The 13,743-nt window shown below is 57.2% G+C and carries 9 protein-coding genes; all 9 read left to right on the forward strand.

Annotated elements, in window-relative coordinates; translation table 11 throughout:
* The first annotated feature begins 357 nt into the window (after positions 1-357).
* A complete protein-coding gene (locus FHS27_RS19245) occupies positions 358-3,549 on the forward strand; it encodes a PSD1 and planctomycete cytochrome C domain-containing protein (protein WP_246420229.1) in 3,192 nt (1,063 codons plus the stop codon).
* The gene (locus FHS27_RS19250; protein WP_184306508.1) at positions 3,546-5,018 is read left to right on the forward strand and encodes a DUF1501 domain-containing protein; all 1,473 of its coding nucleotides are present in this window, start codon (positions 3,546-3,548) and stop codon (positions 5,016-5,018) included. Before FHS27_RS19245 ends, FHS27_RS19250 begins: the two co-directional genes overlap by 4 nt.
* Positions 5,019-5,219: 201 nt before the next feature.
* Positions 5,220-5,933, forward strand: coding sequence for a hypothetical protein (locus FHS27_RS19255; protein WP_184306509.1), 714 nt, complete (start codon positions 5,220-5,222; stop codon positions 5,931-5,933).
* A gap of 11 nt (positions 5,934-5,944) precedes the next feature.
* Positions 5,945-6,970, forward strand: coding sequence for a type II secretion system F family protein (locus FHS27_RS19260; protein WP_246420231.1), 1,026 nt, complete (start codon positions 5,945-5,947; stop codon positions 6,968-6,970).
* A gap of 109 nt (positions 6,971-7,079) precedes the next feature.
* Complete coding sequence (gene folE / locus FHS27_RS19265) at positions 7,080-7,745, forward strand: GTP cyclohydrolase I FolE (RefSeq protein WP_184306511.1); 666 nt, start codon at positions 7,080-7,082, stop codon at positions 7,743-7,745.
* 311 nt (positions 7,746-8,056) lie between these two features.
* Positions 8,057-9,694, forward strand: coding sequence for a DUF1549 domain-containing protein (locus tag FHS27_RS19270; protein ID WP_044250999.1), 1,638 nt, complete (start codon positions 8,057-8,059; stop codon positions 9,692-9,694).
* Positions 9,695-9,792: 98 nt separating this feature from the next.
* Positions 9,793-11,061: a DUF1501 domain-containing protein gene (locus FHS27_RS19275; protein ID WP_009094206.1), complete on the forward strand. Its 1,269-nt coding sequence runs from the start codon at positions 9,793-9,795 to the stop codon at positions 11,059-11,061.
* Positions 11,058-11,585 (forward strand): RNA polymerase sigma factor, encoded by a 528-nt coding sequence (locus FHS27_RS19280; protein ID WP_184306513.1) that lies wholly within the window; start codon positions 11,058-11,060, stop codon positions 11,583-11,585. The genes FHS27_RS19275 and FHS27_RS19280 overlap by 4 nt, the downstream gene beginning before the upstream one ends.
* A 66-nt stretch (positions 11,586-11,651) precedes the next feature.
* On the forward strand, positions 11,652-13,721 hold the full coding sequence (locus FHS27_RS19285; RefSeq protein ID WP_184306514.1) for a hypothetical protein: 2,070 nt from the start codon (positions 11,652-11,654) through the stop codon (positions 13,719-13,721).
* Positions 13,722-13,743: the final 22 nt, after the last annotated feature.

Consider the following 13,743-nt stretch of genomic DNA (forward strand, 5'->3'; position numbering starts at 1 on the left):
GCTGGTACCGATACAGGAGGACTAACATAGACTAGAAAAGCTCGAGTGGGTGACGTTCCCGAGCGACGGTTGGCGGCGGAAGGCTGCGAGAGGGAGGTCGCGACGTTCCAAAATTGCACCGTGGTGGATCGACCGAGACCGGTGACGGCGATCCGGAACGAGGTCCAACAAACGGCTTATCACTCTTATCCGACTTCGTTGGGCGAGGATGTGGTACAAACGAGTATCAAATTGCGATGCGAATCCGTTTTACAAACTAAAATTGGATCGACGTACCCGCCTTCCGGTCCACCCCGTCGCACCGCTCCGCTGATCGCATTGAAGGAGTCGTTTGTGCCCCAAGCCTGCGAACGCCACATGAGATTCCGATTCCCGCTCGCCTGCGTCCCAAAATTCGTCGCGGTCGTTTTCGCGTCCGTATTGTTCTTGTTCGGCGTAGTATTGATCGGCGGCCCGGTACGAGGTGCAGACCGCGTCGACTTCAATGCAGAAGTCCGCGTGCTGTTATCGGACAAATGTTTCCTCTGCCACGGCCCTGACGAAGGGACCCGCGAGGCCGGTTTGCGTTTGGACATCCGAGAGGACGCGATTGAATCTTCGGCGATCGTACCGGGAAGCCCCGACGACAGCGAGATCCTCGCGCGGATCACGAGCGACGACCCGGACTTTGTCATGCCACCACCGTCGACGGGCAAAACGGTTTCGGCAGAGGAAGCCGAAACAATCCGGCGGTGGATTTCGCAAGACGCACCCTACGACGAACACTGGGCTTTCGTCGCGCCGCGGCGACCTGAATTGCCGGACGTGCAAACGCGTAAATGGGTGCGAAACGAAATTGATCACTTCGTTTTGGCCGAATTGGAATCGCGTTCGCTAACACCCTCGCCACAGGCCGATCCCGAAACGCTCGCACGCCGTCTATCGCTCGATCTCGTCGGCCTGCCACCAACGCTCGAACAACTCGACCGCCTCGTCAATGCAGAACCGCAAGCCGAAGCAATGGACGCTTTTGCTGGTGAACTGATGAAGTCGCCTCACTTTGGCGAGCGTTGGGCACGATGGTGGCTCGACGTGGCCCGGTATTCCGACTCGGCGGGCTACGAAAAAGACCTGCCACGTTCGGTTTGGTTCTATCGGGACTGGGTGATCGATGCGATGAATCGAGACATGCCGTATGACCAATTCATTGTCGAGCAGATTGCAGGCGACCTCCTCTCCGGTGCAACACAGAGCCATCGGGTTGCGACCGGTTTTCTGCGGAACTCAATGACCAACGAAGAGGGCGGGGCGGATCCGGAGCAATTCCGCGTGGAAGGAATGTTTGATCGTGTTGACGCGATCGGCAAAGCAATTTTGGGCATCACGACTCAGTGCGCCCAATGCCATACGCATAAATACGATCCGATCAGTCACACCGAGTACTATCAAATCTTCGCAGCACTGAATGATTTCCACGAAGGCTGCATCTCGGTCTACACACCGGAACAAGCCGACATTCGAGACGAGATTGCAGACGCGATCGCGGACATCGAAAATCGCCTGCGTGAGATTACCCCGGACTGGAAAGAAAAAGTGGCGGCGTGGGCGGCTAAGGTTGCGTCAGAGCAACCAACCTGGACGGTGATGAAACCGACGACGGTCCCATTTGAGGGACAAAAGTTTGGGCTTCTCGAGGACGGCTCGATCATCAGTGAGAGTTACGCGCCGTCCAAGGCGAGCAACGATTTCTCGTTGACCACTCACGTCGGAACGATTACCGCAGTGCGACTCGATGCATTGATGCATCCGCAACTCCCTCGCGGCGGACCAGGGCGCAGCGTTGACGGAACGGGAGCGTTATCAGAGTTCAAACTCAAAATCCAACCGACCGCAAAAGACGCCAAAGCGATCGATATCAAATTCGTTCGAGCGGTTGCCGACGTCAATCCGCCACGGCGCGACCTGAAACCGCGATACCGTATTAAAGAGGCGTCCAAAGACGACCGGGTCGTCGGTCCGATCGAATACGCGATTGATGGTGACGAGAAAACCGCGTGGACAACCGATCTCGCACCCGGGCGTCGTAATCAACCGCGGCATGCGATCTTTGTCCCGGAGTCGCCGATCGTGATTGACGGCGAGGCCACCTTGACTTTCACGATGGTGCAAAAGCACGGCGGCTGGAACAGCGATGACAACCAAAACTTCCTGATCGGACGATACCGATTCAGCATCACCGATTCGGACGTCATCCCTGAAACGACAGTCAACACGAGCATTTTGCCGCTACTAAAAATCCCGGCAGCACAACGATCGGCGGCGCAGTGGAAGCAATTGTTTTCACAGTGGCGATTGACTCAGGATTCATTCGCCCCCCAGAACCGAGAGATTGAATCGTGGTGGAGTCGTTATCCAGAGACCGCGACGCAGTTAGTTGCAGTATCAAAAGTAACACCGCGGGAGACGTTTGTTCTCAACCGTGGCGACTTTCTCAGCCCGACCGAACGTGTTCGCGCCGACGCGCCCGCGTTTCTGCACCCGATGGAAACGTCCGACTCCCCCGACCGTTTGCGATTCGCTCGTTGGCTCGTATCGAAGGATTCTCCGACGACTCCGCGGGTGATCGTCAATCGCATCTGGCAGGCGTATTTCGGCCGCGGTTTGGTCTCCACACCGGAAGACTTTGGCTTTCAATCGGCGTCGCCTTCGCACCCCGAATTGTTAGACTTCCTCGCTCGCGAATTGATCGACAGTGGCTGGAGCTTGCAGCACATTCATCGACTCATCGTGGATTCGGCAACGTACCGTCAAAGTTCGATCGCCTCGGCGGGATCATGGCGAGAGGATCCCGAAAACGAGTGGATCTCGCGTGGGCCTCGACGGCGTGTGGAAGCGGAAATGGTTCGCGACATCGCGTTATCGGCTAGCGGTCTGTTGAACACGAAGATCGGCGGTCCGAGCATCTATCCGCCCGCGCCGCGGTTCCTGTTCGAACCTCCGACCAGTTATGGGCCCAAGGTGTGGGCGTTGGACTCCGGCGAAACGCAATACCGCCGATCGCTCTATGTGCATCAGTATCGCAGCATCCCGTATCCGCCACTGCAGGTGTTCGACGCACCAAAGGGAGACGCGTCCTGTGTTCGACGTGAATGCAGCAACACGCCGCTACAAGCACTCGTGATGCTCAACGAACCTCAATTCGTCGACACCGCTCGCGCCCTCGCATCCCGAACACTCCGAGAGGTTCACCCCACCGATCGGGCGGATGCTCCCGGCGAAACGGATTGCCAACGCATCATTCATGCTTTCCGGTTGTGCACGAGTCGCACTCCCGACGCAGACGAAATCGACGTGCTCACGAACTTGCTGAACGAACAACGCGTGGCGTTCTCCGCCGAACCGGGTTCTTCGGCAAACGACGACAAGGCGAGCGAGCGTCTCGAAGATTTGATTGGTGTCCCCCTTCATTCTTGTTTGCAGTTGACTGGGCAAACGCCCGCGGAGTTAGCCGCATGGATCGTCGTTAGCCGTACGATCTTGAACCTCGACGAAACGATCACAAAATCATGAACACGCCATTTTGCTCAACAGCGGCATCCTCAAACACATCCGCTAACGCGACCCGTTTGGCCCGTCGCGATTGGTTGCTGCGGCAGTGCGGGATCGGATTGGGACACATCGCGTTGACGACGCTTCTCGCTGAATCGGGAATGGCATCGGATCACGGAGCAACGTTATCCGAACCGGCGTCGAACCCGATGGCACCGAAAAAGCCTCATTTTCCGGCAAAAATCAAGAACGTCATCCTGTTGTTTATGGGAGGCGGCCCGAGCCAGTTCGAGATGTTCGATTACAAACCTGAACTCGCACGTCTCGACGGAACGTTACCTCCTGCTGAACTTCTCGACGGATACCGGGCGGCGTTCATTAATCCGAACTCCCAACTGCTCGGCCCTCGATTCAAGTTCAACAAACACGGCGAAGCAGGGACCGAAATCAGCGAGATGCTGCCGCATACGGCGAGTGTAATCGATGACATTTGCATGATCCGTTCGATGAAAACGGACGCATTCAATCACGCGCCGGCCCAATTAATGATGAGCACCGGATCACAGCAGTTCGGACGTCCGAGCATGGGATCGTGGTTGACATACGGCCTCGGAAGTGAGACTCAAGACCTGCCCGCGTATGTCGTTTTCAACAGTGGAAAGAAGGGACCCAGTGCCGGGGCGGGAAATTGGAATTCAGGATTCCTACCGACGCTGCATTCGGGCGTCGAACTCCGCAGCAGTGGTGATCCTGTTCTGTATCTTTCCAACCCGCCTGGCATGACTGAACAAACTCAGCGCAGTACTCTGCGGGCGGTGAACGAACTTAATCGCAAGCGACTCGACGTCGTCGGCGATCCAGAAATTGCCACGCGTGTGAACTCATACGAAATGGCTTTCCGGATGCAATCGAGTGCACCGGAGGCCATGAACCTCGCCGACGAGTCTGCGTCGATGCTGGAACTCTATGGGGCCGAACCGGGAAAAATGTCGTTTGCGAACAACTGCTTGCTGGCTCGCCGATTGGTACAACGAGGCGTTCGGTTCGTGCAACTGTTTCATGAATCATGGGACCAGCACGGCGGCCTGAAATCGGGACTGGAATCAAACTGCAAAGACACCGATCAGGCGTGTGCGGCCCTCGTCAAAGATTTGAAGCAACAAGGCATGCTCGATGAAACACTGGTCATTTGGGGCGGTGAGTTCGGACGCACGCCGATGGTTCAAGGTGGAAACGACGGACGCGATCATCACCCCAATGCGTTCACCATGTGGATGGCGGGCGGTGGACTGAAACCCGGCATGGTTTATGGCAGCACCGACGAACTCGGCTTTGACGTTGCCGAAAATCCGGTTCATGTTCACGATTTGCACGCAACGATCTTGCACCTGCTCGGGTTTGATCACAAACGATTAACGTACCGATTCCAGGGACGTGACTACCGCCTGACAGACGTTCACGGCGAACTGGTTCACGGGATTCTCGCTTAAGCAACGAACGGTCGATCAACCTGGCATTCGCCGCACAAGTCGCAACCCGTGCTGCCTGATGCCACCCCGAACGACGGGCCAAATACCGCAGAGATTCGCCGGCGCCGGTAGAATGACAGTTCCCGGCACATTGGCTATCATCGGGAGTTCAGCGCCCGATTTTGGCGTTCGATTGAGGGCTCCCACGCGGAAGGTAGAACAATGAAATGGTCACGAGTTTCCGTGCGATCGCGGCCACGTTTTCTAGCCATAACCGTTGCAATCGCCTGCGTAGCGTTATCGCTCGACGTTTCCTCCACCTGGAGCCAGACCGTTCAATTACCGTCGGTCCGACAATTTTCCTACCGCGGCGGCGTTATGGTTCCCGACGGCGGTTCGACGTTTCTCGGCGGAAACCGTTCATCAGCAATGTCCTCGTCATCGAGGGGATTGCCGGGACTTCCCAATGTACCGGGCAGCAACCTTAGCTCGCGGGGCTCGGCGGGAAGCGTTTCAGCTTCGGTAACGATCATTGACCTGGACGAAATGGATCGACAGATCCTCGGATACGATCCACATGACAAAAAACGAGGACGACGCGTCGACGGCACATCCGTTGCTGGAAGCGTCGAAAGAACCGTTGCCGACGAGATCGCGGAAGCGAAATCATTGGTTCGGAACGCGCGTCGAGCGTTGAGCGAGGGTCACCCCTCGACGGCCCGTCACGCCTATCAATTGGCCATCGAGAAACTAAGCCGCGTGAGCACGCAGACTCGACGATCCCCCGGATCGATCGGTTCACCGAATGAGTCGCGTTCGAGCGGTAATTTTGTGAGCGTGAACCATCAACCGGACTACTTGCTCGCGTACGCGCGTGCGGAGTACGCCAAGGCGTTCCCTCCAACCAACAATCCACCTCAGAAGGTATCGCCTTGATCGGTCAGCGAATGAGACTCAAAGCCGCACGGGATTTCTGCCGACGGTTTGGGATCGGAATGCGGGCCGGCGCTGACATGCTGCGGTTGCTCGATAGCGAGAGCAAAAACGGGCCACCCAAACAACGTGAGGCGATGGCGATGCTGCGTGAAGAAGCATCCCATGGCTCAACGCTCGCGGACGCGATGTCCAAACGAACCAACTTTTTCCCACCGCTGTTGCGATCGATGACCAAGGTCGGTGAAGCGAGCGGAAGCCTCGAACGCACCATGTTGAAACTCGCGGAGTATTACGAACAACAAGTGACGTTGCGTAGTAATTTCCAACGTGCAATCGCGTGGCCTGCGATTCAGTTCGTGATCGGTGTCGGTGTCATCTCATTGGTGATCTACATCATGGGCATCATGACCTCGAGCGGTGGTGGTCAGATGGCCGATGTGTTGGGGTTGGGCCTTCGCGGGCCGACGGGAGTCCTGAAGTTCTGGGCGATCTTGCTCGCGTTCTTTGGTTTCCTCGCCGCTCTGATTATTGGATTTCAAAAGAACGTCGGCGGCGTACAGAATGCGATCCCGTTGCTGTACAAAATCCCCGCGATCGGCAGTTCATTACAAACGATCACCTTGTCGCGGTTCACATGGACCTTGTCATTGGCATTAGAAACGGGACTCGATCCGATCAAAGCGATCCGTTTGTCGCTGGACTCAACTGACAGCGATTTTTATCGCAGCGGGGCCGACGATGCCGAACTCGCGATTCGTGATGGATCGACGCTGACGGAGGCGTTGAAGGCGACGGCAGTTTTTCCGGAGGAGTTTTTAACCCAGGTCGAGGTAGCCGAACTTTCGGGGACCGACGCCGAATCGATTTCACACGTCGCCCGCGATTATGACGAGCGAGCTCGTTCGGCGATGAAGATGATCGCGGGGCTCGCCACCGGTTTGATTTGGCTGATGGTGGCAGGATTCATCATTTTCTTCATCATTCGCATCGTGATGATGATCGCGGGAGTTTATCAGGAAGCCCTCGAACCGATTTGAGGGGGGACATCTGACCGAAGCTCAGATTTCAGCCGCCGGGACAAAACACTAGGCGATCGTTTATACTGTAAGCGTCCTTTTTGATTGATATTCCCAGGAACCGGTTTGCATGATTGCTTCGTCGAATAACGACTCCTCTGAGCCCGGTGAGAACGCCTCTCGCGCTCGCACACCCTTTTTTGTTGACAAAAACGAGCCTAAGAACGACGCGGTCGACTATCCCGCGATCGAGGCCGCCGTGCGGGTGATTCTCGAGGCGGTCGGCGAAGATCCCAAACGGGACGGACTGATCGAAACGCCGGCCCGGGTTGCCCGGATGTACGCCGAGATGTTCGCCGGATTGAAATCGGATCCGGGGCGCCATTTGTCCAAAGTCTTTGAGGAGGACTACGACGAGATCGTGTTGGTCCGTGACATCAGTTTTTGCAGCATGTGCGAGCACCATTTGCTGCCCTTCACAGGCAAAGCCCACATCGCGTATTTACCCAGCGGCAAGGTTGTCGGACTGAGCAAGCTGGCTCGCGTTGTCGAAGAGGTCGCTCGGCGGCCACAGGTCCAGGAACGGTTGACGCACACGGTCGCCAATTTGATCGAGGAACGCCTCTCGGCCCGAGGTGTCGCGGTGGTCGTGGAATCCACCCACAGTTGCATGACGATGCGAGGGGTCCGCAAACCGGGCAGTCTGTGCCTGACCAGCGCCATGCGAGGCACCTTCAAAACCGACCCGAAATCACGTGCGGAAGTGCTGGGATTGATCAACCGATCGGCAGGCTGAGCCGCAATTGCGGACGTAAAATTCTACTTTTTTGAGCGTTTGTGTTAGAATAGAGGCGTGCGCAGCCGACCCTATCCAAATCCGCAAACGTTCCGGATCGCCCGGCTTTTGTCGGCAACGCGCCCGTGAGTACATCGTCTCCGATGGTGCGTTTGGGTCCTTAGATGCGACAAAACACCACCCGGCAGGGAAACGACCCTCATTTGCGGCGTGGCGTCTCTTCTTTTTGTTTTCGCAAAGCGTCCCCGACCAAGTTGAATTTGATGCACCAATCACTGGACCGATCTGCTTTTGTGCGCCGTTGCCTCGGCATGTTTGCCGCTGGGCTGCTGAGCCTCGCTATGGCTCCACAGGTGCAGGCGGCCGAAACGCTGGTGCCACCCCAAGTCACGCTAATCAATGATTCGATCGAACAGGTTTGGCGTGATTACGAAATCCGCCCCGCCGGTGAAGTCGATGACGCTCAATGGTGTCGACGCGTTTATCTCGACGTGATCGGACGCATCCCGAAGTTCGAAGAACTGTCGGAATTCATGAGCGATCGGGCACCCGACAAACGTGCTGTCCTCGTTAATAAACTGCTCGAGGATGACCGTTACACCGAAGAGTACGCCAATCACTGGAGCACGGTATGGACGAACCTTCTTATCGGCCGCAGTGGCGGAACCGATCGTCGTGACCTGACCAATCGTTCGGGCATGCAGAAGTACCTGCGAGACAGTTTTGCACGTAACAAGACTTACGACCGCATGGTCTATGAATTGGTTTCGGCGGAAGGCTCGGGCAAACCCGGCGATCCGAATTTCAATGGTGCCGTGAACTTTCTCATCGGGAAGGTCAACGAAGAAAAAGCAACACTCGCAACGAGCAGCGTGTCACGCATTTTCCTGGGACAACAGGTTCAGTGCACTCAGTGTCACAACCACCCGTTCAATCAATGGAAACAACAAAAGTTCTGGGAGTTCAACGCGTTCTTCCGACAAACACGAGCGTTGCGTCGGTTCGTCGACGGAACCCGTGACATCGAGTCGGCGGAATTGGTGAGTGAAGACTTTGGTGGCGAATCAGGCAATCCTGAGGACGCGTTACTGTTCTACGAACTGCGCAACGGCTTGCAGAAAGTCGCCTACCCGGTTTTCACCGATGGGACCGAAATTGGTAGAAGCGGCTATCTCGAAGACGTTAACCGCCGCGAAGAACTCGGCCGGTTGATGCTGCAAAGCGAATATCTCGACAAGATGATCGTGAACCGAATGTGGTCGATGTTCTTGGGATTCGGATTCACTCGTCCGATTGATGACCTCGGTCCACACAACCCTTCGTCGCATCCCGAACTGCTCGATTCGCTGGGCACGGAATTCCGCAAGGCGAGTTATGACCTAAAACAACTAATTACCTGGATCACTCTGAGCCGTCCTTACCAACTCGCCGCCGTGCTGGGCCGACAAAATGCCGTCGATGATCCGTCGATCGGAGAGTCACCGAAGTTCTCACGCTTCTATTTGCGGCAGATGAGTGCCGAACAACTTTACGCTTCCCTGGTCGCGGCTTCGGACGCGAAAGGCAAGGGCAGCTACGCCGAACAGGAAGCTGAGCGACGCCGATGGTTGTCGCAATTTGTCGTGGCGTTTGGAACCGATGAAGGCGACGAAGCGACGACTTTTAACGGGTCGATTCCTCAAGCCCTGATGCTGTTCAACGGAGCATTGACGAAGAACGCGACGAGCCAGGACGCAGGATCCTTCATCGATCGTCTTTCGAAATCGGGACGATCTCCACGGGATCGCCTTACCCGTTTGTATCTGACCGGGCTGGCTCGCCGGCCGACGAAGACCGAAACCAATGTTGCGGGCAAACTGCTCGCAGCACGTGGCGGCAATGAGAAAGAAATGTTGCAGGACGTTTGGTGGGCAATCATCAACAGCAACGAATTCATCATGCAGCACTAATCGTCAATGGAACTGGTCGGTGGCACTGACGTGCTGCGGGCCGCTCTGCGTGAACGATGAAATCTGCCATCTGTATCCCTGTTACCTGAAGATCAACCATGGACCTTTCAACACCATCCGGCATGAGCCGCCGTCACTTCATGAGTCACTTGGCTGGCTCATCCGCGGCCGCCGCGGCTGCCTTCTCGCTGGGCAATGCGATTCAAGCCAACGCCGCCGAGATGAAGAAGAAACGGAAGTCAGCGATCTTGTTGTGGATGGGTGGCGGCCCAGCAACGATTGACATCTGGGATCTCAAACCGGGCGCCCCGACGGGCGGTCCGTTCCGACCGATCTCGACGACCGGCGACATGCAAATCTGCGAACACATGCCGATGACGGCGCAGCAGATGAAACATCTGTCGGTCGTGCGAAGCATGTCGACACGTGAAGCCGATCACGCCCGTGGTCGCTATTACATGCACACCGGATACGTTCCCAACCCGAACATTGAACATCCGGGCTACGGCAGCGTGATCGCACATGAGCTGATCTCTCAACGCCCTGAACTCGAAATCCCTCCGTTCGTTTCCGTCGGCGGTGCCGGCAGCGGGCCTGGGTTCCTCGGCATGGCATGGTCGCCGTTCTCGGTCTCGAGTAACGGTCGCGTTCGCAACCTTGAGATGAAGATGGACGACCAACGTCTGCTACAACGGATGGCCGCCCTCAAACTGATCGAAGACGGTTTCGCCAATCGCACCCGTGACACACCCGCGACCGAGCACGCGAAGGTGCTGCAAAAGACGTTTGACTTGATGACTAGCGACCAAATGAAAGCCTTCAAAGTCGACGAAGAGCCCGATGACGTGAAGGAGCGTTACGGCACCAACGGCTTCGGCCAGGGTTGCCTGCTCGCTCGTCGCTTAGTCGAAGCCGGCGTGCCGTTCGTGGAAGTCGACCTCGGCGGATGGGATAATCACGCGGGCATCCATGCTATTTTGAAAGACCAAAAATTGCCGCAACTCGACAAGGCGATGAGTGCGCTGGTCGAAGATCTGGCCCAGCGAGAACTGATCGACGACACCGTCGTGATGTGGATGGGTGAGTTCGGACGGACACCTCGGATCAACCAAGGCGGTGGCCGTGATCACTTCGCACGGGCATGGTCCTGCGTCGTCGGCGGCGGTGACATCAAAGGCGGCTTGGCCGTTGGAGAGACCAGTAGTGACGGCAGTGCGGTTGAAACCGAACCCTTCAGCGCCGAAGACCTCATGACGACCGTCTGCAAAGGGTTGGGCATTTCGACCGACACCACGTTCACAAGCAAGAACGGTCGCCCGATGAAAATCGCCGGTGGCGGAAAGCTGATCAGTGAACTGATTGCGTGAGTGAGCGTTCTCCGGCCGAACTGATTCAGCACCACCAGAACGGAATCTGGCGATATCTTCGCGTTCTGGGATGCGACGCCACCACGGCGGACGATTTGACGCAGGAGACGTTTCTGCGGGTACTTCGTCGTGACAATTTCGTTCAGCATTCTGACGAAGCAACGTCGGAGTATCTTCGCCGGACTGCCTACAACCTGCTCGTGTCCAACCATCGAAAGTTGGGACGGATGCAGGTGACCGACTCACCTTCGCTGCTCGACGAAAGTTGGCAGCGGTGGGCGGGGAAGGACCTCAGCGGCGACGAGGCTGTCGACGCGTTACGTCAATGCATGGAACAACTGACCGACCGAGCCCGTGAAGCGTTACGGATGCGGTTCGTCGAAAACACCCCACGGGTGGAAATCGGCGAGGCTCTCGGAATTTCCGACCACGGTGCTCGCAATTTGATGCAACGTGCGAAGGCCCAACTGCGTCAATGTGTTGCCGAGCGATTGCAGTCGTCCGTCGACACGTCAAAAGTATAAATCCATTTCGGAGCGAAACACTCGTCTCCACCGATCGAAACCCCCCGTCCCTTGAGGCGGCCAATCATGAATTCCTCCGAATCATTCGACTCCAACACGCCTGCCGATTCTCGTGACGTCGATCACGATGACGCCATGCTCGACGTGTTGTTGTCAGAAGTCGTTGGCGGTCAATCGCCACCAGACCAAAGCCGAATCATCATTGAGCGATTGGACGACAGGCTCGTTCGATCGGGCAGCGCCAACCCCTCGGGCACCCAGAAGACGCTCCGCCCCAAGAAAACCTCGACATCCACTTGGCCGGTCGTGGTTGCCACCGTTGCCATTGTCGTCCTGGCGATCGGAACGGTCGTAGGTATCCGATTCCGAAACGGGATCACCGTTGCCCAGAAACCAACCCTGCCGGTCCCTGGTGAAAAATCGGTCGCGACTGCGTCCATCCCTGATTCGGCGCCAGGCAATTCACCATCCGATGCACCGGAGCAATCGCCTAAATCGGACACCCCTAGCGGCAACCTGCCTTCCCGTTCGATCGAATTGGCGGACTCCTCGTCGGATTCGAACTCATTCAACACCGTATCGATCGGTTTGTTCGAGCGCGACCAAAAGAACCAAGGCGAACAAACCGATTCACCACCGCCAACGCCTCGTGAAATGACGCTCGTTTCCAACGTGATGAGCGATCGCCTCGAACGTTATTGGGATCGAGTTGGCGTGCAACCGACCGGCGTCATGCCCGCGGACGCGATTTCTGAACGACTACAAACACGATTTGGCATTCGTGTACCGAGGCAAGCGATTGGCAACAGTGAGCGGATGCTCGCCGCACTCTCTCAGCCTCACAACATTGATGCGTTGTCGGTGCGAGTGCTGTCTGCGATCGCATCGCGTCCGCTCGAGTCAATGACCTCCCCTTCGGATCAACTGATGGCGACGCAAGTCAACGAGACTCTCCGATCGGGATCAGGATTCGACCAACTGTGCGCCTCTTGGTTCACCAAACGAGATCCTTCGGCTCGGCGGCAACCGCGAGGCGGCGGCAAACCTACCGGCACCCAAACAAACGGCAACGACCAGCGAGCCCCTACGGCCTCGTTTAACGAACTGCTGCGACCACTCGACGAACACGAAACGCTGGTGACGACCGCGGCGGTGGCGCTCAACGCGGACGTCCGCTGCCAACGTTGCCATGATCTTCCGCAAAGCGGCGGTGGCGAGAGCCGAACGCTCGGACAGCACGACTACTGGCAATTGGCGGCGACCATCGCACCGTGGATTCCGATTCGCCCGAACGCGCCGGCAGGTCGTTTCTACGACATGCCTGATGGGCGACAACGTTTGGCGCAGGTTGACCCCGACGCGGATTGGCCCGACCAACTTTTAGGATCTCGCTCGCTCGCCGAAGGATTAGTCGGCGCCATGTGGAAGATGGTCCACGGGCGTCCGCTGGCGTCGAGCCCGTATGACTTGTCAGGCAGCGCCGCGGATTCCGACTTGCAACGAATTCGTGATGAACTCGCCGACGACTTGCTGGCGAGCGACTTCAATTTGCTGCGAACGATCGCATTGATGATGAGCGACTCAATCGTCGCCCGCAGCACACCACCGGCGATGACGCCTGCGGGCGTTTTGACGGCGAGTGACGCTGATTGGACCGGTGCAGTCGCGGCGGTTGAATCATTCGCCGCGTCGCCCCCCGCGTTAATGCCCACCTCGCTGAGCCATCGCATGCGATTGGTCCAGCAGAGTTCGCTGCCACAAATCAGCGGTGGAGGCTCCGGCGGTTCGGTGCTCGCTCAACCGCTCGGCTTCGAAGACTCCGAAAGCGTGAACGGCGGCAACGACCGCAGGCGAGGAACCAACGATCCAGATAGAAGCCAACCGAACAAAGGCGAGCCAGCCAAGCCGTCTCAAGCGGTTCTGGCAGGCTTACCGATGCGTCCGACCGTCGTGATGCCCGCCTGGATCGGCGAACTTCCGGACTTCGAGAGCCGATTGCAGCACATCTCGTATTTGGCGGGATTGGGGAATACGCCGGAAGCCGCAACGAAATTAGCGGCGCAAATGCGGGACGCGCGTGTGGAAGAGGCGTTGATTCTACAGCGGATTTGGTGGATCATTCGGCCGCAAGGTTAAACCACCCTCAGTCCCCTGTGGC

Origin of the sequence: Aporhodopirellula rubra (assembly GCF_014192335.1) — a bacterium.
GTDB classification, from domain to species: Bacteria; Planctomycetota; Planctomycetia; order Pirellulales; family Pirellulaceae; genus Rhodopirellula; species Rhodopirellula rubra.